19 protein-coding genes are annotated in these 22,345 nt (G+C 69.4%); all 19 read right to left on the reverse strand.

Features of this window, described 5'->3' with window-relative positions; all coding sequences use genetic code 11:
* Positions 1-63 precede the first annotated feature (63 nt).
* The 19 genes from ACOCMH_RS12050 to ACOCMH_RS12140 all read right to left on the reverse strand — a co-directional run bounded on the left by ACOCMH_RS12050 (position 64) and on the right by ACOCMH_RS12140 (position 22,337).
* On the reverse strand, positions 64-252 hold the full coding sequence (locus tag ACOCMH_RS12050; RefSeq protein WP_427307184.1) for a hypothetical protein: 189 nt from the start codon (positions 250-252) through the stop codon (positions 64-66).
* A gap of 538 nt (positions 253-790) precedes the next feature.
* Complete coding sequence (locus ACOCMH_RS12055) at positions 791-3,079, reverse strand: arylsulfatase (protein ID WP_427307185.1); 2,289 nt, start codon at positions 3,077-3,079, stop codon at positions 791-793.
* A gap of 163 nt (positions 3,080-3,242) precedes the next feature.
* Positions 3,243-4,319 (reverse strand): Rieske 2Fe-2S domain-containing protein, encoded by a 1,077-nt coding sequence (locus ACOCMH_RS12060; RefSeq protein ID WP_427307186.1) that lies wholly within the window; start codon positions 4,317-4,319, stop codon positions 3,243-3,245.
* Positions 4,320-4,394: 75 nt separating this feature from the next.
* Complete coding sequence (locus tag ACOCMH_RS12065) at positions 4,395-5,636, reverse strand: NADH:flavin oxidoreductase (RefSeq protein ID WP_427307187.1); 1,242 nt, start codon at positions 5,634-5,636, stop codon at positions 4,395-4,397.
* A gap of 23 nt (positions 5,637-5,659) precedes the next feature.
* Entirely contained in the window at positions 5,660-8,110 is a 2,451-nt protein-coding gene (locus ACOCMH_RS12070; protein ID WP_427307188.1) for an efflux RND transporter permease subunit, read from the reverse strand.
* A 29-nt stretch (positions 8,111-8,139) separates the two neighbouring features.
* The gene (locus ACOCMH_RS12075; RefSeq protein ID WP_427307189.1) at positions 8,140-9,102 is read right to left on the reverse strand and encodes a WD40/YVTN/BNR-like repeat-containing protein; all 963 of its coding nucleotides are present in this window, start codon (positions 9,100-9,102) and stop codon (positions 8,140-8,142) included.
* 200 nt (positions 9,103-9,302) lie between these two features.
* Complete coding sequence (locus tag ACOCMH_RS12080; protein WP_427307190.1) at positions 9,303-10,508, reverse strand: acetyl-CoA C-acyltransferase; 1,206 nt, start codon at positions 10,506-10,508, stop codon at positions 9,303-9,305.
* Positions 10,509-10,522: 14 nt separating this feature from the next.
* The gene (locus tag ACOCMH_RS12085) at positions 10,523-10,978 is read right to left on the reverse strand and encodes a MaoC family dehydratase (protein WP_427307191.1); all 456 of its coding nucleotides are present in this window, start codon (positions 10,976-10,978) and stop codon (positions 10,523-10,525) included.
* 107 nt (positions 10,979-11,085) lie between these two features.
* A complete protein-coding gene (locus ACOCMH_RS12090; protein WP_427307192.1) occupies positions 11,086-11,889 on the reverse strand; it encodes an SDR family oxidoreductase in 804 nt (267 codons plus the stop codon).
* Entirely contained in the window at positions 11,886-13,088 is a 1,203-nt protein-coding gene (locus ACOCMH_RS12095) for an acyl-CoA dehydrogenase family protein (RefSeq protein WP_427307193.1), read from the reverse strand. The genes ACOCMH_RS12090 and ACOCMH_RS12095 overlap by 4 nt, the downstream gene beginning before the upstream one ends.
* Entirely contained in the window at positions 13,085-14,233 is a 1,149-nt protein-coding gene (locus tag ACOCMH_RS12100) for an acyl-CoA dehydrogenase family protein (protein ID WP_427307194.1), read from the reverse strand. The genes ACOCMH_RS12095 and ACOCMH_RS12100 overlap by 4 nt, the downstream gene beginning before the upstream one ends.
* 11 nt (positions 14,234-14,244) lie before the next feature.
* The gene (locus ACOCMH_RS12105; protein ID WP_427307195.1) at positions 14,245-15,120 is read right to left on the reverse strand and encodes an SDR family oxidoreductase; all 876 of its coding nucleotides are present in this window, start codon (positions 15,118-15,120) and stop codon (positions 14,245-14,247) included.
* A gap of 10 nt (positions 15,121-15,130) precedes the next feature.
* The gene (locus ACOCMH_RS12110; protein ID WP_427308449.1) at positions 15,131-16,282 is read right to left on the reverse strand and encodes an acetyl-CoA C-acetyltransferase; all 1,152 of its coding nucleotides are present in this window, start codon (positions 16,280-16,282) and stop codon (positions 15,131-15,133) included.
* Between the two features lie 20 nt (positions 16,283-16,302).
* Entirely contained in the window at positions 16,303-17,370 is a 1,068-nt protein-coding gene (locus ACOCMH_RS12115; RefSeq protein ID WP_427307196.1) for an acyl-CoA dehydrogenase family protein, read from the reverse strand.
* 20 nt (positions 17,371-17,390) lie between these two features.
* Positions 17,391-18,557: an acyl-CoA dehydrogenase family protein gene (locus tag ACOCMH_RS12120; protein WP_427307197.1), complete on the reverse strand. Its 1,167-nt coding sequence runs from the start codon at positions 18,555-18,557 to the stop codon at positions 17,391-17,393.
* A complete protein-coding gene (locus ACOCMH_RS12125; RefSeq protein WP_427307198.1) occupies positions 18,547-19,341 on the reverse strand; it encodes an enoyl-CoA hydratase family protein in 795 nt (264 codons plus the stop codon). The genes ACOCMH_RS12120 and ACOCMH_RS12125 overlap by 11 nt, the downstream gene beginning before the upstream one ends.
* Positions 19,342-19,552: 211 nt before the next feature.
* The gene (locus ACOCMH_RS12130) at positions 19,553-20,632 is read right to left on the reverse strand and encodes an NAD(P)H-dependent flavin oxidoreductase (protein ID WP_427307199.1); all 1,080 of its coding nucleotides are present in this window, start codon (positions 20,630-20,632) and stop codon (positions 19,553-19,555) included.
* A complete protein-coding gene (locus ACOCMH_RS12135; protein WP_427307200.1) occupies positions 20,629-21,519 on the reverse strand; it encodes an enoyl-CoA hydratase in 891 nt (296 codons plus the stop codon). The genes ACOCMH_RS12130 and ACOCMH_RS12135 overlap by 4 nt, the downstream gene beginning before the upstream one ends.
* A gap of 17 nt (positions 21,520-21,536) precedes the next feature.
* Complete coding sequence (locus tag ACOCMH_RS12140; RefSeq protein ID WP_427307201.1) at positions 21,537-22,337, reverse strand: CoA-transferase subunit beta; 801 nt, start codon at positions 22,335-22,337, stop codon at positions 21,537-21,539.
* Positions 22,338-22,345: the final 8 nt, after the last annotated feature.

Below are 22,345 nucleotides of genomic sequence, written 5' to 3' on the forward strand. Positions count from 1 at the left end.
ATCGTGATTGGCTGGGCGCTCTTGGGGGCGCCTTTTTTTTGGTTCTTTTCGATTTCGGCCACATTAAGAAGCCGGCAACTCCTCCTCCAGCACCCGTTCCAACTGGGCCTTCACCAATCCCAGCAAGCAAAACGCCCCAAAGCTCCCTTCCCACCATTCGCTCTGCTGTTCCAGCAATGCAAGCACCCCATCCATACCGGCTGCCACCGCCAGAAGACTGTACCGCGCTGAGGATAGATCGATTTCCGACATAGGACCCCCTATCGTTGCATGAAGGTCCACCGCACCACGCTAGCGGAGGGCGGCGGGCCTGACGACGAGGGTGGAAACCGGGCACTTACCCCAATCCCGGTCAGCCTGCTGGCTGCCTCGCCCGGCCCGCCATGGAGGAGGGTGCGCGCGTATGCGGACGCGGGCAACCGCGAGAGCGATTGCCCAGGGGTAAGGCTTCGAGTTTCCACACTCGGTCACCGTTGTTCGATGACAGCCCCAGTCTCCCGCGGCACGACGTGTGACGCGATAGGACGTTTCGCATTCCCATACGGACGCCGCATCCTGCCCCCACCTGACCGGCCAGCAAATAGCCAATCACCGAAACGCATCCGCGCCGTGAAGCGCGTTCCGGATTTCGACTTGATTGGTCAGACTGAGTTCTGAAGCAACAACCTGATCATGGATGCGGAAGGCCTCACTTCGTGGATGCGCTGGCCCTCTCCCCCGCCCCTCTCCCGCAAGCGGGAGAGGGGCGCAAACCAACGGGAGGGAAAGTCCTTCAGGCTATCCCACTGCCTTACCGCAAATCCACCCGGACCTTATCGATACGCCCGCCCGTAAAAGCATAACCAGGCGTCGCCTCGGCAGGATATTCCCCCGCCGCCGAGCCATGGTCGATGCCAACATCAAAGGTCTCATCGATGGTGTAGAAGCCCGGCGGGCTTGCCGGCAAGCGATCCCGGCCAACCGGCTTGCCATCCACCAGCAACTGCACCGCGGCGCCCTTGCCATAGCCGCCGCCGTCATAGTCGAAATCGAAGCGCAACTGATGGTGGCCGGCGGACAGCGGTACCGGCGCGCGCAACGTCACCGTCTTCAGATTGAACAGGCGGTACGTAAACACCGGATATCCGTTACCGTCCAGGTAAAGCGACCAGCCCGCGCTATGCCCACCCAGCGTCGCGATCACGCCACGCGCCTGCGCGCCGGTTTCGATCGTGGCCGACACGCTCCAGGACCGGTTATAGGTCTTGGGCAGCGCCGATTCGGGAACACCGACGGCACCCTGCGTGAAGGTCGCACTGGTGCGGCCCGCGGACAGCGATGGCAGCGCCCTGGCGTTGGTGGGCGACATGTTGCGCAGCGGCAGCACGTGGTTACGCGCCGCTTCGCGCAGGAACAAGTCCTGCATCGCCGCCAGCCGCGCCGGCTCGCGCCGCGCCAGGTCGTTCGCCTGCGAGAAGTCGGTGGTGAGGTCATAGAGCTCCCACTGGTCGTCTTCGAACTTCTTCTGGCCATAGTCGATCACGGTCCACGGGCGCCGGCTATGGAAGGCCGACGCCATCCAGCCATCCTGGTACAGCGCGCGATGGCCGAATACCTCGAAGTACTGCGTGGTATGGCGCGTAGCCGCCCTGGCATCGGCGAAGCTGTAGAGCAGGCTGACGCCATCCATTGGCTTCTGCGCGACGCCGTTGACCACGGCGGGCGCCGGAATACGCGCGGCTTCGAGGATGGTGGGCACGATGTCGTTGACGTGGCCGAACTGGCTGCGCAGGTCGCCGCGCGGGGCGGCATGCTTCGGCCACGTCACCACCATCGGATTGCGCGTGCCGCCAAGGTGGGATGCCACTGCCTTGGTCCATTTGAACGGCGTATTCAGCGCCCATGCCCAGCCGGCCGGAAAGTGCGGATAGGTGCCGGGCGCGCCCAGCGCGTCGAGCTGCGCCAGCCGCATCGCATCGCTTTCCGGCAGCCCTTGCACCGGCGCGAAATAGCTCGCGCTGCCGAGCAGGCCGCCTTCGGAACTGGCGCCGTTATCGCCAACGATATACAGGAACAGGGTGTTGTCGAACTGGCCACTGGCCTTCAAGGCATCGATCAGCTTGCCGACCTGCGCATCGGTATGCGCAAGGAAGCCTGCATAGACCTCCATCAGCCGCGATGCCACCCGCTTCTGGTCCGGCGACAGCGTATCCCACGCCGGCAGGTCGGCCATGCGTGCGGTCAGTTGCGTGTTCGCCGGGATCACGGCAAGCGCCTTCTGGCGGGCGAAAATCTCCTCGCGCAGCTTGTCCCACCCCTGGTCGAACTTGCCGCGATAGCGGTCGATCCACGCCTTCGGCGCCTGCAGCGGCGCGTGGGCGGCCCCCGGTGCAAAGTACAGGAACACCGGTTTGTCCGGCGTGACCGCGCGCTGCACGCGCAGCCAGTCGATCGCCTTGTCGGCGAGGTCCGCAGTGAGGTGGTAGTCGCGTCCCGGCGGCCGCATCACCGGAGTCGTGCCGTCATAGAGCGAAGGCTCGTACTGGTCCGTTTCGCCGCCATGGAAACCATAGAAGCGCTCGAACCCTTCCCCGGTCGGCCAGCGGTCGAACGGGCCGCTTGGCGACAGCTCCCAGTCCGGCGTCTGGTGCCATTTGCCGAACGCCGCGGTGTTATAGCCGTTCTGGCGCAGCACCTCGGCGATGCTGGCGGTATCCTTGGTGTGGAAACTGCTGTATCCCGGGCGTTCGTCCGCGACGTTCGCCACCGCGCCGATTCCGGTCGCGTGCGCATTGCGGCCGGTCAGCAGTGCCGAGCGGGTGGGCGAGCAGATCGCCGTGGTATGGAAGTTGTTGTAGCGCAGGCCCTCGCGCGCCAGCGACTCCAGCACGGGCGTCTGCACGGGGCCGCCGAAGGTGGAGGCAGCACCGAAGCCGACATCGTCGAGCAGCACGATCACCACGTTGGGCGCGCCTGCCGGTGCCTTGACCTGGTAGGCCGGCCTGTTTGCAGCGCGGGGAACGGCGGGGCCCTGCTGCGTGTATGCAGGCGTGACGACCAGCGCCAGCCAGGTGGCGATGAGCTTGCGGGTAAATTGCATAGGCGTCCTGCGATATCGGTGGGCCGGCGCGGCGGCATGTCCCTGGCGCTCCGCATTGTTCGCATGACGCTGCGCCGCGGGCATCGTCCGCCCGGACTATCCGATCCGGGCGAACCATCAACGTACGTTGCACGGCGTCGAGGCGCCGTCGATAAACGCCACATCAGCCCTCGAACACATGCCGCAACACCGGCGGCTCGACATTGCCCGGGTTCAGCTCGATGACGCGCCGCGCTACGCTGGACGGGCGCACCTGCTCCACATCCGTATAGAACTGCTGGTACCAGTCACGCATCTGGTACATGGGCCCGTCGCCTTCGCACAGCAGCGGGTTGTCGATACGGATCTTGCTGTCCCAGATCGCCACGTCCTCATAGAACGCGGCACGGGCCTGGTCGACATAGGCTTGGGCCATGGCGCGGTTCTGTTCATCGGACAGCCCCGGGATCTTCTTCACCAGCACGCCGTAGCGGAGCACGAAGCTGTTCAGGTCGATCGGCACATGGCAGTTGAGCAGGATCGATTCAATGCGCTGGTCGCCCATCTGGCCGCTCATGTCGGTGATGTGATAGGCAGGCCCGAAGTACGTGGACAGCGCCGTCAGCTGCGCATCGCCGGAGAGCCGGGCGCTGCGCCCGATCATCAGCTGCGTGGCCTTGTGTGCTTCGAACAGGTTGGCGAAGTAATCGACCGGCGCGCCGTGGACCGTCCCGAAATGCGCCATGTCGGAGATGTTGTCGACCAGCTCGCGGCAGTTGGTCTGGATCACCATCTCGTCCACGGCCCAGTCGGACCACTCGTCCGAGAAACAGGCGTCGATGCGCGGGATGGCGACTTCCGGGGGCGCGGGCCGGCCTTCCGGATCGTGCCAGATGAACAGCAGGTGGTTCTGCTCGCAGGTTTCCCAGGCACCGATGCGCGCCTTGGGCGGCACCCGTTTGCAGTAAGGGATGGACTTGCAGCCGCCATCGCCGCCCCACTGCCAGCCGTGGAACGGGCACACCAGGTTGTCGCCCTGCACGGTGCCGGTGCTGAGGTCGGCGCCCATGTGCGGACAGTGGCCGTCGATCACGCGAATCGCACCGGTCGAGTCGGCAAATGCCGCCAGGCGCCTGCCGAAGATATCCAGCGTGTGCGGCTTGCCGTCGCGGTAGCTATCGGCCAGGCCCAGGCAATGCCAGCCGCGCGCGTAGCGGGCCTCGGGCGGGCGCGATTCGATCTTGTAGCCTTGTACGCTCATGGCGTCTGTCTCCTTGTGATCCGGTGGGATCTTCAAGATAGGGGCGTCCGGCCCGCGCCTCATCGTCTCATCGGACTACTGCAGCGCAACCATGCGGGCAAGCGCCGGGTCATTGCCGGGGCCATGCACGCAGCTCACCCCGGCCGGATCGTAGATTCGCGCCACGCAGCCATTGCAGCTGTCGCAGGCGGAACGCTGCAACGCGCCGCCGCGCCAGCGGGCCACCAGCGTGGGGTCGTGGATCAGCGCTCGGGCGAGGGCGATCGCATCGAAGCCCTCTGCCATCAACTGCGCCACGTTGTCGGGCGACTTGACCCCGCCGATATAGGCCAGCGGCATCCGCACTGCCTGGCGCACCACACGGGAGGCTTCCAGGAAGTACAGTTCGCGGAAGGCCAGGTCGCGCGGCGTGCGCTTCTCCAGCATGGTGAGGCCCAGGCGCGCCAGTGCGGTTGGCGCCGTGGCCTTCATCTGCGCCGTCGGCATCGGGCTGCCGAACAGCGCCCACGGACTCTCCACGTTGCGCCCGCCGCTGAGGGTCAGCAGGTCGGCCCCTTCCGCCTCCAGGATGGCTGCGGTCACGGCGGAATCCGCCGGCTCATTGCCGCCAGGCACGGCGTCGCTGACGCTGAGCTTGCAGCACACCGCCAAGTCGGCGCCGACGGCGTCCTTCACCTGGCGCAGCACGGCGGCCGGAAAGCGGGTCCGGTCCGCCACGCTGCCGCCGAAGGCATCGCGCCGCCGGTTGCTCAGCGGCGACAGGAACTGGTTGAGCAGGTAGCCGTGCCCCATGTGGATTTCCACCGCATCGAAACCGGCTTCGCGCGCCAGCCGCGCCGCGGCGGCGAACTGGCCGGCCACGCGGGCCATGTCCGGCGCGCGCATGGCGCGCTGGAAATACACGCCGTGCATCATGCCGAAGGCATTGAGCCCTGACGATGCACTGCCCGGCGCGCGGCTGCCGCCGTGGCGCATGGTGGTGAACGAACCCGCATGCGTGATCTGCAGGCAGGCCGCCGCGCCTTCGCGATGGACCGCGTCGGTCAGCACGCGCAGGTGCGGCACCTGCTCGGCACGCATGCTGAGCTGGTGCGCGAAGGTCAGCCCATCGTCGGCGACGGCCGCGTAGGCCACCGTGGTCATGCCCACGCCGCCCGCCGCCACATCGCGGTGGTGCCGGACCAGCGCCCGGGTCGGCAGGCCCTGCGGCGTCATGCCTTCATTCGCGCCGGCCTTGATAAAGCGGTTGCGCAGCGTCAGCGGGCCGATGCGAAGCGGCGTGAAGGCCGGTGCGGCAGAACTCTGGCTCTCGGGCATGCGGTCTCTCCGGTTGCGCGAACTCAAGCCGCGTCGGACTTCAGGCCATGCGTGACCGGCCCCGCCTCGCCGCCCACGGGGGCGTCCGCTGGCCTGGTGGCCGGGGCCCTGGCGCGGGCGCGCTCTTCCTGCTCGACGCCCAGCCACGCCGCCAGCGCCGGCAGCAGCGATACCGCGCCGAACAGGTTCACCAGGAACATGAAGGCCAGCAGGATGCCCATGTCGGCCTGGAACTTGAGCGCGGCAAAGGCCCAGGTGCCCACGCCGATGCACATCGTCAGCGCCGTGAACAGCGCCGCCGAGCCGCGCTGGCGCATGGCCTCGGCAAAGGCCTGCGGCAACGCCTGCCCTTCCTCGCGGATCTGGTGCTGGATGCGCTCGTACAGGTAGATGCCATAGTCCACGCCCACGCCCACACCCAGCGTGATTACCGGCAGCGTCGACACCTTCAGCCCGATGCCAAGCCGCGCCATCAGCGCATTGCACAGCACCGACACCAGCGTCAGCGGCACGATGATGCACAGCACCGCGCGCCACGAGCGGAAGGTCAGCAGGCACAGCAGCGTGATCGCGCCGAAGATCGCCAGCAGCATCGCCACTTCGGCCTCTTCCACCGCCTCGTTGGTCGCCGCCATCACGCCGATATTGCCGCCGGCCAGGCGGAAGGCGACGTTGGGGGTCTTGTCGGTGGCGTTGAAGCGGCGGATCTCGCGGATGATATGGGCGATGGTCGCGCCTTCGTGGTTGGCGGTGTAGATCAGCACCTGGATCGCCTGGCAGTTCGACGTGTTCATGCCGTTGTCCGGGTCGAAGGCCTTGGCGCCCTGGCTCAGGCCCGCGCTGTTGCGCGGCAGCGCCTCCCAGCGCGGGTTGCCCTCGTTGTAGGCGCCGATCACCACCTTGGCCAGCGACGACACGCTCACCACCGACTGCACGCCGGACACGCCGCGCATATGCATCTCGAAGCGCTCCACCGCGCTCATCACCGGATAGTGCAGGCAGCCGTCGTCGAAGCCGGTGGGTTCGACCACCACGGTCAACGCATCCGAGCCGATGTTGTACTGGCTAACGATGCTGGCGCTGTCGCGGTTATAGCGCGAATCCGCGCGCAGCTCCGGCGCGCCGGTACCGACATCGCCGATCTTCAACCCGCGCGATTCGATCGCGCCGGCGGCCAGCAGCGCCAGCGCCGCGACGAACACGCCCAGCGCCGGCGCCGGGCGCGCCAGCGCGCCGAACTTGTGCCAGATGCCGCCCTGGCCGGTGCCCCGCGCTGCCTGCGAGCGCGCCAGCGCCGACGGCTCCAGCCGGGTGTAGGACAGCAGGATCGGCAGGAACACCTTGTTGGTCACGATCATCAGCAGCACGCCCAGGCAGGCGGTAATGCCAAGTTCGCGCACGATATCGATCTCGATGCGCATGATCACCATGAAGCCCAGCGCATTGGTCAGCAACGCCACCGTGCCGGGGATGAACAGCTTGCGGAACGCCGCGCTGGCGCTGTCGAGCGCGCCGTGCCCCTGCGCCACCTCCTGCTTCCAGGCGTTGGTCATCTGCACCGCGTGCGAAACCCCGATCGAGAAGATCAGGAACGGCACCAGGATCGACATCGGGTCGATGCCGTAGCCCAGCAGCGGCAGCAGCCCCAGCAGCCAGCCCACCGGCAGCAGCGCCACAACCAGCGCCAGCGCGGTGATGCGCAGCGAACGCGTGTACAGCCGCAGCAGCAGCGCCGTGACGGCGAAGGCCAGCGCGAAGAAGCCCATCACGCCGGCAATGCCGGCCTCGACATCGCCCACCAGCTTGGCGAAGCCGACGATATTGACTTCGACATCGGTGCCGCCGAACTGCGCGCGGATCTTCTCGAGCTGGCGCGCCACCGAGCCGTAGTCGATGGTCTTGCCGGTGGCGGGGTCGGTCTCGCGCAGCTCCGCGCGGATCAGCGCGGACTTCAGGTCATTGCTGACCAGCCGGCCGATCTGGCCGGAACGCGCCACGTTGCGCCGCACCTTGTCGAGTTCGTCCGGCGCGCCGGAGAAGCGCCCCGGCACCACCACGTCGCCGCGGAAACCGGCTTCGGTGACCTCGGTGTAGCGCACGTTGGGCGTGAACAGCGAGAACACGCGCGAGCGGTCCACGCCGGGGATGAAGAACACTTCATCGGTGGCGTGGCGCAGCTTGTCCATGAAGCCGGCGTTGTAGATGTCGCCGTCGCCCTTCCAGCGCAGGCTGACCAGCACGGTATTGGCGCCGGAGAAGGTGCTGGCGTACTTGGTGAACACCTGCATGTACGGATGCTGCAGCGGGATCATCTTGTTGAAGCCGGGATCGAGCCGCAGCCGCGTGGCGGAAGCGCCCAGCGCCACGGTCACGGCCAGGCACAGCCACAGCAGCAGGCGGCGCCGGCGCATCAGCACGCCGGCGCAGGCATCGACGAAGCGGCCCAGGCGGCCGGGGGATTGGGGGCGGGTCATGGTGGTTCTCGCGTCCGGGTCGGTCGGGTTCAGTGATTGGCGGCGAGCTTGGCGCCGGCCAGGCCGCCATTGCCGCCGAGCGCCAGCGTGTCCTTGCCGGTGCCGGCCAGCGCGGCCAGGGTCTGCGGGCTGCCCGCCGGCAGCACCGCGAAGCGGCGCCCGCCGTCGGCGGACATCACCAGCACGCCGCCCTGCCCGGCCAGCACGATGCGGCCATCGGCAAGCTCGGCGCCGCCGAAGAACGAGGTCCTGAGGCCGGTCTGCGCCGCCCGCCAGGTCGTGCCGAAGTCTTCGCTGCGCAGCGCGTTGCCGCGCATGCCGAAGGCCAGCCAGGCGCCGTCGCGCAGCGGCAGCACGCCGTACAGCGAGCCTTCGTAAGGGGTCCTGACCGGCTCCCACTGGCTGCCGCCGTCGGTGGAGCGCAGCACCAGTCCGGCCTCGCCGACCAGCATCAGGCGCCCCTGCCCGTCGCCGGCGATGGCGTTGAGGTGGCGGTCCTGCATGGCCTTGCCGCCAGCCTCTTCCCAGTGCCTGCCCTGGTCGCGCGACACCAGGAACCGGCCAAAGCTGCCTACCGCGAACCACGGCCCGCTGGCCTGGGCCAGGGCACCAAGCAAGGGATCGGACGATTGCGGATCGAAGGCAACCTGCTGCCAGTGCGCGCCGCCGTCTTCGGTACGCAGGATCAGGCCGCTGTGTCCGACCGCGATGCCCTGGCGGCTGTCGGCAAAAGCCACCTGCGTCAGCGTGGCGCCTTGCGGCCGGTCCACCGTGGCCGGGCGCCAGCTGCGCCCGAGGTCATCGCTGAACAGGATCTTGCCGCGCTCGCCGACCGCGACCAGGCGCTCGCCGGCGCGGGCGATGCCGTTGACCTGCAGGCCGTCCGGACGCAGCGCGGTGGCCGGGAACGGCGGGAGCGGGCGCGGCGCGAAGGCCCACACCGCGGTGGCCAGCACGGCCAGCGACATGGCGATGCCGATCAGTCGTTTCATGATGTCTCCTCCTTTTTGGAGTGATGGCACGTGGCCTTGTGATTGTTTGCTCCCCTCTCCCGCGTGCGGGAGAGGGGCGGGGGTGAGGGCCGGCGCTCGCAATGCTGACGCCCGTGACTTCGTGGAGGCTCTGGCCCTCACCCCCAGCCCCTCTCCCACTGGCGTGGGAGAGGGGAGAAAACCGGCAGCGCTACCTCTGCTTATGGCGATACGTCAAACAACGCCGCCGCCCCCATCCCCCCGCCGATACACATGGTCACCACCGCCTGCTCCACGCCGCGGCGCCGGCCTTCGATCAATGCATGCGCCGTCATGCGCGCCCCCGACATGCCAAACGGATGCCCGACCGAGATCGCGCCACCATTCACGTTCAGCCGCGCATCGGGAATGCCGAGCGTCTGCTGGCAGTACAGCACCTGCGAGGCGAACGCCTCGTTCAGCTCCCACAGGCCAATATCCGCGACGGTCATCCCATGCCGCGCCAGCAGCTTCGGCACCGCGAACACGGGGCCGATGCCCATCTCGTCCGGCGCGCAGCCGGCCACCGCCATGCCGCGATAGCGGCCCAGCGGTGGCAGCCCGCGGCGGCGCGCCTCGTCGGCGCTCATCAGCAGCACCGCGGCGGCGCCATCGGACAGTTGCGAGGCATTGCCGGCGGTGATGTGCTCGCCTTCGGCCACCGCCTGGCCGCCGCGCCAGACCGGCTTGAGCGCCGCCAGGCTCGCGGCCGTGGTGTCGGGCCGGTTGCATTCGTCCTGCGCCAGCCGCACGGTCTCGTAGCCGGTCAGCGCGCCGGCCTTGTCGAACAGCGCGCGGCGCGTTTCCAGCGGCACGATCTCGTCGTCGAAGGCGCCGCGCCGCTGCGCTTCGGCAGTGCGCTGCTGGCTGCGCCAGGCGTAGGCGTCCTGCTCGGCGCGGCCGATGCCGTAGCGGCGCGCCACCACCTCGGCAGTTTCGATCATTGCCATGTAGGCGGCGGGCTGCCGCGCCAGCACGGCTTCGGACTGGGCGCGGAAACTGTTCTTGTGCTGGTTCTGCGTCAGCGAGATCGACTCCGCGCCGCCCGCCACGATGATGTCGGCCTCGCCGCACTGGATGGCGCGGGCGCCCGCGGCGATGGTCATGAGGCCCGAGCCGCACATGCGGTCCATGGTCATGCCCGGCACGCTGTCGGGCAGGCCGGCGGCCACCGCGCACAGGCGCCCCAGGTTGTAGCCCTGGGTGCCCTGCTGCGCCGCCGCGCCGATCAGCACGTCGTCGACCTCGGCCGGGTCCACGCCGGCGCGCTCCACCACCGCGCGCACCACGTGGCCGCCCAGCACCGGGGTTTCGGTATCGTTGAAGGCGCCGCGGAAGGCCTTGCCGATGGGTGTGCGCGCGACGGCGACGATGACTGCGTCTTTCATGCTTGGGTTCCTGTTCAGAAGTAGTAGCGGCTGATGGTTTCAGCCACGCAGGCGGGCTTGGCCTCGCCTTCGATCTCGACGGTCATGCGCACCACCGACTGCACGCCGCCATCCAGGGTCTCGGCACGCACCACCTCGCCCACGCCGCGCACCCGCGCGCCCACGCGCACCGGCGCCGGGAAGCGCACCTTGTCGCAGCCGTAGTTGACGCCCCACTTCATGCCCTCGACGGTGACCAGCTCGGGCAGGAACTGGTTGACCAGCGCCAGCGTCAGGTAGCCATGGGCGATGCAGCCGCCGTAGGGTCCTTGCGCGGCACGTTCCGGGTCCACGTGCAGCCACTGGTGATCGCCGGTGGCATGGGCGAACTGGTCGACCTGTTCCTGCGTGATGCGGGTCCAGGCGCTCTCGCCGAGGCGATGGCCGACCGCGGCGTGGATGTCTTCGGCGCAGCGGAAGATTCTTGGCATTGCTGTCTCCTGCGGATTCTTGTTTGCTCCCCTCTCCCGCCCGCGGGAGAGGGGAGCGAATGCGGGGGTGGTGGCAAGCACCAGCGCATTCGCATATCGCCGGCCCCTCAAGCCCGCTGGCTGCTCACCGGCAGCACTTCCCCCGTCATATACGACGCATAGTCGCTGGCCAGGAACACCATCACATTGGCCACCTCCCACACCTCCGCCGCGCGCCCGAACGCCTCGCGCTCGCTGAGCTGCCGCAGCAGGTCCGCCGGTGCCGACTTCTTCAGGAAGTCGTGCAGCGCGATGCTCGGCGCCACCGCATTGATGCGCACGCCAAACTCGGCGGCCTCCATCGCGCTGCAGCGCGTCAGCGCCATCACCCCGGCCTTGGCCGCGGCGTAGTGCGACTGCTCCTTCTGCGCGCGCCAGCCCAGCACCGAGGCATTGTTGACGATGGCGCCGCGCCGGCGCGACTGCATGTGCGGCAGCATCGCGCGCGTCATGCGGAAGGTGCCGGTGAGGGAAATATCGATGACGCGCGACCACTCGGCATCGTCCATATCAACTAGGCGGCGCGACCCGCCCAGGCCGGCGTTGTTGATCAGTACGTCGGTGCCGCCCAACGCTTCTTCGGCGGCGGCCACAAGTGCGCGCACCTGCGCTTCATTCGACACATCGCAAAGCTGGCCATGGATCGCCTGCAGGCCGGTTTCCGCGCGCAGGCGCTCGACCGCTTGGTCCAGCCGCTTCTGGTGGACGTCGGAGATCATCAGCGCGCGGCAGCCCTCCTCCGCGCAGCGGCGCGCGGCGGCAAAGCCGATGCCGGCGCCCGCGGCCGCGGTGATCAGGACGCTCTTGCCGGCGAGCAACTGGTGGCCCGGTACATAGGCCGGCGCGCCGGGGATTTCGGTATGAAGGGTCATGGCTGTCCTCGTGCCTCGCGCGGCATGCCCAGCCCGCGTTCGGCGATGATGTTGAGCTGGATTTCGTTGGTGCCGGCGTAGATGGTGTCGGCGCGCGAGAACAGCGCCATCTGCTGCAGCCGCGTGCGATGCGCGTCGGCCGGGTCCAGCACGTTGGCGAGCGGGCCCAGCACGTCCAGCGCCAGTTGCCCCAGGTCGCGGTGCCAGTTGGACCAGTAGTACTTGTAGATCAACGCCTCGCGCTGCAACGCGGTACCCCCGTCCTGGCCCGCCTGCGCCGCGCCGGCCAGCATGCGCAGCGCATTGGCGCGCATCACGCGCAGGCCGGCCCAGGCGCGCGCGATGCGCTGGCGCACCAGCGCGTCGCGGCTGCTGCCGTTGTCGCGCGCAGCCTGCGCCACCCATTCCAGCTCGTGCGTGAACTGCATCTGCTGGCCCAGCGTGGAAATGCCGCGCTCGAAGCCCAGCAGCGCCATGGCGATGCGCCAGCCGTCGCCGGGCTCGCCGAGCACGTCGGCAGCGGCGGCGCGCGCGCCGTCGAAGAACACCTCGTTGAATTCGGCGCCGCCCCCCATCTGCCGGATCGGGCGGATCTCGATACCAGGCTGGTCCAGCGGCAGCATCAGGAAGATCAGGCCCTTGCTGCCGCGCGAGCCGGGCTCGCAGCGCGCCAGCACGAAGACCCAGTCGGATTCGTGCGCGAGCGAGGTCCATACTTTCTGGCCGCTGACCAGCCAGTCACCGCTGGCGGTATCGCGCACCGCGCGCGTGCGCACATTGGCCAGGTCCGAGCCCGCGCCGGGTTCCGAATAGCCCTGGCACCAGAACGTGGTGCCGTGGCGAATGCCGGGCAGCAGCCGCGCCTTCTGGTCCTCGCTGCCGAAGGCAATGAGGGTCGGGCCGATCAGGCCTTCGCCGATATGGCCCATGCGGCCCGGCCCGCCGGCGCGCGCGTATTCCTCGTGGAAGATCACCTGCTGCATCACCGGCAGTTCGCGCCCGCCGTGCGTGCGCGGCCAGCCCAGGCCGGTCCATCCGCCTTCGGCGAGGCGCCGCTCCCAGGCCTTGCGCAGCGCGGGGAAAGCCTCTTCGTCGCCGGGGCCGCCGCGGTGCTTCAGGCAGGCGAACTCGCCGGCCAGGTTCTCGGCCAGCCACCGCGCCACCTCGGCGCGGAATGCCGACTCTTCATTCGCTTTCATGCTGTCCTCCATGCCTGCGGGCCGTTGGCGGCGATGTAGGCAAGCGCGGCCCCGGCACCGCCCAGCCACTGGCTGGCGGCCTGCGCGCGCTTGAAATAGAGCTGGGGGTCGTATTCCCAGGTGAAGCCGACCCCGCCATGCAGCTGGATGGCCTCCTGCGCGCAGAAGCGCAGCGCGTCGTCGGCGGCGACGGCAGCGGCGCAGATCTCAAGCCGGGCCTCGGCGGCCTCCGCCGCCTCCCACGCCTGCGCCGCGCCATACACCGCCGAGCGCGCCGCCTCGGCCACCACCATCATCTGTGCGCAGCGATGCTTGACCGCCTGGAACGAGCCGATCGCGCGGCCGAACTGGACGCGCTCCGAGGCATAGGCAACGGTCAGGTCCAGGCATTGCTGGGCCGCGCCGAGCTGCTCCGCGGCCAGCATCAGCTTGCCGTGCCACCAGGCCCGCGCCAGGCCCTGCACGGCGGCGTCCCCGCGCGCCACGCAGGCGCTTGCGGCAACGGGCAGGCCCTCGAGCCGCAGCGACGCCAGCGGCCGCGTGCGGTCGAGCGTGTCCAGCGGCGCGATGGCGAAGCGCGCGTCCTGCGCCAGCGCGGCAGGCTCCAGCAGGAACAGCGCCGGCTCGTCCTCTTCAAGCCGCGCCGGCACCAGCAGCCAGTCGGCCCCGGCGGCGTCGGCCACCTGCGCAGCGCTACCGCGCAGCACGAAGCCTTGGGCGTCGGCCTGCGCCGCGATCCGGACCCCGTCGTAATGCCAGCCGCCATCGTCCGGCAGCACCGCCGCGGCCCGGCACTCGCCAGCGGCCAGCCGCTCCAGCCACGGCGCGCTGTGGCCGACGCTACCCTGCAGCCACGGCGCCGCCACGCAGGCCGTCGACCAGAACGGCACGCAGGCCAGGCGCTGGCCGAGTTGCTCCTGCAGCAGCACCAGCCCGGGGGCGCCCAGGCCGGCGCCGCCCACGGTCTCGGGCAGCGCGATGCCGCACCAGCCGAGCTCGCCCGCGATGGCGCGCCACAGCGCGTCATCGTGGGCCGGCCCGGCCTCGGTCGCGCGCCGCACCGCCGCCGAATCGCTGTGCGCGGCGAGGTAGTCGCGCGCGCTGTCGCGGACCATCTGATGTTCGACGCTCAGGGAGAAATCCATGGCCGTCCCGCTCAGGTGCCGTAGACCGGCTGGGCCGGCTGCGCCTGCGCCAGCAGCCCTGTCACCGCCGCGCCGATCTCTGCCGGTTGCCAGCGCGCGCCCTTGTCGGCCTTCGGGCCGGTGCGCCAGCCGTCAGCCACCGACACCATGCCGCCGACCGCCTCGAACATGCGCCCGTTGACCTGCGCGGAATCCGCGCTGCCCAGCCATACCACCAGCGGCGCGACATTGGCGGGGTCGTAGTAGTCGAAGCCGCCCTCCGGCGCCTTCATCATGTCGGCGAACACGTCTTCGGTCATGCCGGTGCGCGCGGCCGGCGCGAGTGCATTGGCGGTGATGCCGTAGCGGCCCAGTTCCGCGGCCTGCACCAGCGTGAGTGCGGCAATGCCGGCCTTGGCGGCGGCGTAGTTGGACTGCCCGACCGAACCCTGCAGGCCCGCGCCGGAACTGGTATTGATGATGCGCGCGTCGACGGGGCGGCCAGCCTTGGCGGCATCGCGCCAGCGCCGCGCCAGCAGGTTGGCCAGGCAGAAGTGGCCGCGCAGGTGCACGCGCATGACGTCGTCCCAATCGGCCTCGGTCAGGCTGACGAACATGCGGTCGCGGCAGATGCCAGCGTTGTTGACCAGCACATGCACCTCGCCGAAGGCCTCGACCGCGGCGTCGACGATGCGCTGCGCGGTGGCGAGCTGCGTGATGTCGTCAGCGTTGGCCAGCGCGCTGCCTCCGGCCGCGCGGATCTCCACGCAGACGGCCTCGGCCGCCTCGCGCCGGATGTCGTTGACGACCACGTTGGCGCCCTCGGCGCCGAAGGCCAGCGCATAGGCACGGCCCAGCCCGCCGCCGGCGCCGGTGATGATGACGGTGCGTGCGTCGCAGAGTCCCATGTCGATCTCCTTACAGCCGTTCGATGATGGTGACGTTGGCCAGGCCGCCGCCCTCGCACATGGTCTGCAGGCCGTAGCGGCCGCCGGTGCGTTCCAGTTCGTGCAGCAGCGTGGTCATCAGGCGCGCACCGGTGGCGCCAAGCGGGTGGCCCAGGGCGATGGCGCCGCCGTTAGGGTTGGTGCGCTCGGGGGCGTAGCCGGTCTCTGCCAGCCAGGCCATGGCCACCGAGGCGAACGCTTCATTGATCTCGACCACGTCGATATCGGCCAGGCGCAGGCCGCTGCGCTCCAAGGCACGTTTGGTCGCCGGGATCGGCGCGGTCAGCATCCACAGCGGGTCGTCGCCCAGCACGCTCATATGCGCGATGCGCGCGCGCGGCTTGAGGCCGTAGCGCTTGAGCGCGTCCTCGGAAACGATCAACAGCGCGGCGGCCGCATCCGCGGTCTGGCTCGACACGGCCGCGGTCAGCGCGCTGCCGGGCATCAGCGGCTCCAGCGCCGCCATCTTGGCCAGCGTGGTATCGGGGCGCGGGGTTTCATCATGTTTCACGCCCTCGCACGGCACGATCTCGCGCGTAAAGCGGCCGCCCTCGATCGCCGCGGCGGCACGCTGGTGGCTTGCCAGCGCGTAGGCCTCCATGGCCTCGCGCGACAGCTTCCAGTGCTCGGCAATGCGCTGCGCGGCGTGGAACTGCGACACCGGGGCATCGCCAAAGCGTGCCTGCCAGCCCTTGCTGCCCGAGAACGGGTCGGCAAAGCCCAGAGCCTGCCCTGCCAGCATCGCCGACGAGATCGGGATCTGCGTCATGGTCTGCACGCCGCCGGCAATCACCACGTCCTGCGTGCCGCTCATCACCGCCTGCGCGGCGAAGTGCACGGCCTGCTGCGACGAGCCGCACTGGCGGTCCACGGTCACGCCCGGCACCGTCAGCGGCAGGCCGGCAGCCAGCCACGCGCTGCGGGCAATATTGCCGGCCAGCGGGCCGATGGTGTCGACGCAGCCGAACACCACGTCGTCATAGTCCTCGGCCGGAATGCCGTTGCGGCGCACCAGTTCGGCCAGCACGAAGCCGCCCAGGTCGGCGCCATGCAGGTGCGACAGTCCGCCCTTGCGGCGCCCGGTGGGCGTGCGCAGGGCATCAACGATATAGGCGTCTTTCATGGTCATTGGTCTCTTTGGATTCAGGCGAAGGTGGCGCCGGCACCGATGTCATGCGCGCCGTCAAGGATGTGCGCGCCCATGCGCGCCTTGTGGAAGGCCCGGTCGCCCCAGCTTCCCGCCAGAGCCCAGGCCCGCTTGGTGAAGATCTGCAGGTCCAGCTCCCAGGTGTAGCCCATTGCGCCATGCACCTGGATGGCCTGTCGCGCCGCGCTCCACGCGCAGCGCGCGGCGGCGACACGGGCGTGCGAGACATGCAGGCCCGCATCGGGCAGGCCATGCGCCAGCGCGGCGGCGGCCCGCAGCAGCACCGGCCTGGCGAATTCAAGCTGGATCGCCACGTCGGCCAGCAGGTGCTTGACCGCCTGGTAGGCGCCGATGGCCTTGCCGAACTGCTTGCGCTGCGCGCTGTAGTCGATCGCCAGGTCCAGCATGCGCTGCGTCAGGCCCAGTTGCTGCGCGGCCACGCCGAGCGCGCCGCGGTTCAGCGCGCTGTTCCACAGGCCACTGCCGCACGGGATCAACTCGGTATCCGCCGCCGGCGTCCACGCCAGCTCGAACAAGCGGCGCGAAGGATCGAGTCCGGCGCGCGCTGACAATACGGCCTGGTCCGGCTGCAGCAGGTGCACGGCACCTTCGTGCGCGCACAGGATGGCGTCGGCGACATGGGCGTCGGCGACGAGCCGCTCTTGCGGATGTGCGATCGCCACGCGGGCATCGCCGGCGGCGATGCGCTCCAGCAGCGCGGCACAGCGTTCGCGCGCCGAGGCGTCCGGCGCTGCCGCGAGCGCGTCACGCAGCAGCCCGGCCGCCACCAGCGCGGTGTCGAGCAAAGGCTCGGGCAGCGCAAAGTAGCCGCAGGCCTGCGCCAGCGGCGCCCACTCAACCTCGCCCAGCCCCAGACCGCCGTGCTCCTGCGGCACCATCACCGCGGTCAGTCCCTGCTCGGCAAGCTGGCGCCACAGCATGTCGGAGCGGCCGGACTCAGTGGCCCACAGCTCGCGCGTCAGTTCCGGCGTCATCTCGGTCATCAGGAAGCGCCGGATGGCCTCGGCAAACTGTTCCTGTTCTTCGGTCAATGCGAAATCCATGGTGTTTTCCCCGGGTGCCGTCACGCGCGCGGCATGCCGAGCAGGCGCTCGGCGACGATGTTGCGCTGGATCTCGTTGGTACCGGCGTAGATCGGGCCGGCCTGCGCGAACAGGAAGCCATCCAGCCAGTGGCCGAGCGACCCCGCCGGCTGCCCCGCGGGCGCGACTTCGGCGACCTGTCCCAGGATGGCCAGCGCGGTATCGTGCATATGGATGTCGAGTTCTGACCAGAACACCTTGTTCGTGCTCGACTCCGCGCCGATGTGGCCACCCCGCACCAGCCGGCTCGCGGTGGCATAGGTGGACAGCGTGTAGGCTTCCGCATCCATCCACGCACGCAGCACCGCCTCGCGCAGCGACGGGTCGCGGTCAGCCGCCTCGCGGTTGGCCTGGTACAGCCTGACCAGCGCCCGCGCGGTTTCCTGGAAGCGCGCCGGCGAGCGCAGCATCAGGCCGCGCTCGAAGCCGGCGGTGGCCATCGCCACCTGCCAGCCGGCGCCCTCTGCCGCCAGCCGGTTCTCCACCGGCACCCGCACGTCGTCGAAGAAGATCTCGGCAAAGCCGGTCTGGCCGTTGAGCTGGCGGATCGGGCGCACGGTGATGCCCGGCGTATTCAGCGGCACCAGCACGAAGGTCAGCCCATGGTGGCGTGTCGAGGCCGGGTCGGTGCGGAACAGGCCGAACAGCCAGTCGGCCCATACTGCGCGCGTCGACCAGATCTTCTGGCCGTTGATCACATAGTCGTCGCCGTCGCGAATGGCGCTGCAGCGGATCGCGGCCATGTCGGAACCAGCGTTCGGCTCGGACCAGCCCTGCGCCCAGATATGCTCGCCCGAGGCCATGCGCGGCAGGAACCGCGCCTTTTGCGCGGCGGTGCCGAATTCCATCAGCGTGGGCCCCAGCAGGAAGATGCCGTTCTGGTTGACGCGCATCGGCGCGCCGGCGCGCCAGTACTCTTCCTCGAAGATCAGCCATTCGATCAGGTCGCAGCCGCGCCCGCCCAGCTCGGCCGGCCACGTGACCATGCTCCAGCGGCCCTGGTTGAGCGTGGCTTCCCAGGCGCGGTGCTGGGCAAAGCCTGCCTCGGTGTCAAAGCTTTCCAGCGGGGTGGGCGGCACGTGCGCGGCCATCCAGTCGCGCACCTCGGCGCGGAAGGCGCGCTGGGCGTCGGTGTACTCAAACCGCATCGCGTGCTCCCTGCACCGAGCCGGCGAAGCTGGCTTCGCGGCCTTCGACGAAGGCGGCGCGCGCCTCGCCGGAATCGGCGCTCATGTACGCCTGCAGCGTGAAGCCCTGCTCCCAGCGGTACTTGTCCTCGAGGTTGCCGTCTTCCACGCCGTTGAGCGCTTCCTTGGCGAGCTGCAGCATCGCCGGGCTCTTGGCCGCGATCTGGCGCGCCAGCGCCATGGCGGCGTCGCGCAGATCGCTGCGCGGCACGACGCGCTCGACCGCCCCGAGCCGATAGGCCTCGGCGGCATCGATCATCTCGCCGGTGAAGTACATCGCCCGCACCTTCTGCACGCCGAACATGCGCTGCAGGTGGGCGCCGCCGCCCATGGCGCCGCGGTCGATCTCGGGCACGCCAAAGCGCGCGCAGTCCGATGCGACGATGATATCGGCCGCGCCGCAGATGCCGATGCCGCCGCCCAGCACGAAACCGTGCACGGCGACGATGACCGGCTTGGGATTGCGGTGTACGGCGCGGAAGGTGGCGTAGTTGCCGGCGTTGACGTCGACGATGCGCTCCGGGTGCGCCGACAGCTCCTTGATGTCGACGCCCGCGCAGAAGCCGCGGCCTTCGCCGCGCAGCACGATCACGTGCACGGCGGGATCGGTGCCCAGTTGGTCGATCGCGGCGGCCAGCGCATGCCAGCCGGCGCTGTCGAGCGCATTGACGGGGGGATGGTCGATCACCAGTTCGGCGATGCCGTTGGCGGTGTCGATGCGGAAGGGTGGGTGCGTCGGTTTCATGGTTGGTTGGGGTGTCATCTTTGTTTGGGCGTTGGTTGGGCTTGGATGGCTCGCTAGGATGGAGGCGCTTGCCCTCACCCCCTGCCCCTCTTCCGCAAGCGGGAGAGGGGAGCAAACCGGCGGCATTTGCAATGCCCTCTGTCCTGATCGAAGCCGCTTGGGTACTCCCTCTCCCGCTCCCGGGAGAGGGCCGGGGTGAGGGCCGGGCGCATCAACAAGGCGCAACCTGTCTTGATGCCAACACCTCCAGGCGCGCGCGCGCCTGCAACACCATCCCTGCCACAATCTGCTCGCACGATGCAATCGCACCGATCGCCGCCGCCGCCTGCCCGCTGGGCAACACCCCTTCATCCGGGCACCCCTCCACCATCGCGCGCTGGATCAGCACCGGCGCGTTGGCGGCCATCAGGGTCTGGGCGGCGCTGTAGTCCTGCTCGCGCATTGCGCGCCACGCGGTCGCCAGCAGCTGCGTGCTGCGCATGCCGGTACGCGCCTGCCATTTGCGCGCGGCCGACAGGGCCAGCCAGGTGCGCCGCAACGGGCCGGCCTTCTCCAGCCCGATCAGCAGGTCGTTGTCGATCATCCGCTGCGGCAGCCCGTCGATCGCCAGCGACACGCGGATCTGGCCGGGGTCGCACACCTTGACGTAGCGCTCCAGCGTCTGCGCCGGCACCGGCGATTCGGCCGACATCAGGAAGCGCGTGCCCATGGCCACGCCGGCCGCGCCGTAGGCCAGTGCCGCGGCAAGGCCGCGGCCATCGAAGAAGCCGCCGGCGGCCACCACCGGTACGCTGACGCTGTCCAGCACCTGCGGCAACAGCAAGGTCGTCGGCGTGCCGCCGGTATGGCCGCCGCCCTCGCCGCCCTGCACGGTGACCACGTCCGCGCCCATTTCCACGGCCTTGGCCGCATGCCTGGCGGCGCCCACCGTCGGCATGCAGACCACGCCGGCCGCCTTGAGCCGGCCGACCATCTTCGCGTCCGGGCCGCGCCCGTAGCTGACCGCGCGCAGCCGGTGGCGGATCGCCATCTCGATGACCTCGTCCGCGTTGGTCTGGAACATATGGAAGTTGATGCCGAAGGGCCGGTCGCTGAGCGCCTTGACGCGCAGGATCTCGCGCTCGACCTCGCCGGGCGGAATCGTGGCGCCGGCGAGGAAGCCAAAGGCCCCGGCATTGCCGCTGGCCGCGACCAGCTTCGCATCCGCCACCCAGCCCATCGCCGTCTGCACGATGGGGTAGCGGCAGCCGAGCAGGTCGCACAGCACGGTGTGCAGGCTCGCGGTGCTCATGCCTTGTCCTCGTCGCCGGTGCGTTGCGAAGCGGCCATGGCGCGCGCGTCATAGCCGCCGAGCTTGTCGCCGCTGACCAGTTCATTGTGCGCATGGGCGAAGTGGTGCCAGGCGAAGACCGCATCCATCGCGGTGCGCTTGCCCTGCAGGTCCTCCACATGATTGACCGCCTGCTTGGTCAGCGTCAGGCCCAGCCGCGGCATCTGCGCCACCTTGGCGGCCATGCCGTAGACGGTGTCCTCGAGCGCGTCGCGCGGCACCACGCGGTTGACCATGCCCATGCGTTCGGCGCGTTCGGCGCCCATGCGCTCGCCCAGGAACAGGAATTCCTTGGCGATGCGCGGGTGCAGTTCGTAGGCATGCGCGAAGTACTCCACGCCGGGAATGCCCATGCGCACCACGGGATCGGCAAAGAACGCATCGTCCGACGCCACGATCAGGTCGCACACCCAGGCCAGCATCAGGCCGCCGGCAATGCAGGCGCCGTGCACCATGGCGATGGTGGGCTTGGGCAGCTCGCGCCAGCGCCGGCACATGCCGAGATAGACCTCCTGCTCGCGCGCATACAGGAACTCGCCACCGGGCTTGTTAACGTGGTCATACCAGAGCGACGCACGCTCGAACGACTCGTTGATGTCGCGCCCCGGCGTGCCGATGTCGTGCCCGGCCGAGAAATGCTTGCCGGCCCCGCGCAGCACGATCACCTTGACCGCGTCGTCGGCGGCGGCGCGCCGGTAGGCCTCATCCAGCGCGTAGGTCATCTTCGAGTTCTGCGCGTTGTGGTACTGCGGCCGGTTCATGGTCACGGTGGCGATGCCGTTCGCGACCTGGTAGAGCACTTCGGCGTCGGGGCCGAGGCGGATGGCTTCGGTAGCTGGCGATGTCATGGCTTGGCTCTCCGTCTTTACACGCGTCCGGCAGGATTGCCGCGCACGATCGCGGCGCGCAGGTTGTGCGGGTCGAGCTGCGCGATCAGCCGCAGTTCTTCCGCTGTCGGCGCTGCCGTCTCGAGCAAGGCTTCACCTGGCGTGTTCGCCAGCGCAAAGCCGGTGGCGGCCTGCACCTGGTCGAAGCTGACGCCGGGGTGCAGCGAGCGCACGCGGATGGCGTGGCCGGCGCCGCCGAAATCCATGACGCACAGGTCGGTGACGATCACGCGGAGGTCAACGAAGCTGCGCATGCCGTCGACCTGTCGCGCCGGGTTGTAGCCGGCGCTGCAGACCATGTCGACTTCGCCGGCGACCAAAGCGCGCGGGCTGTGGCCCGGCACGAAGAAGGAATTGGCGTGGTGGATGCTGTTGCCGGGAAAACCGCGCGCGCCCAGCAGCTGCGTCTTGGGCTGTGCATGCGTGCCGCCCAGGCAGGAGATATTGGCCTGGCCGTAGCGGTCGATCTGGGTTGGCATCACCAGCGCATGGCGGCGCCCGCCCCACAGGCAGTCGAACACGCGCGAATAGCCCATCCAGCCGCTGGCGCGCACGGTGTAGCCGGGCTCGCGCGGGCCCAGCGGCACCGGCGTTTCGACGAGATAGGCTTCGCCGTCGGTCAACAGCAGCCCGGGGTTGTGCGCCAGCCGCGCCAGTCCGGCGGCGATGCGCGGACCGGTGCCGATGCCGGTGGCCAGCACCTCGCCGTCGTCGCGCCAGGCGCGGGCCGCGGCGGCGATCATCAGCTCGGCGCGGGTGAATTCATAAGTGGCGCTCACGGTCGCTC

Source organism: Cupriavidus sp. H39 (genome assembly GCF_050271075.1).
GTDB classification, from domain to species: Bacteria; Pseudomonadota; Gammaproteobacteria; order Burkholderiales; family Burkholderiaceae; genus Cupriavidus; species Cupriavidus necator_B.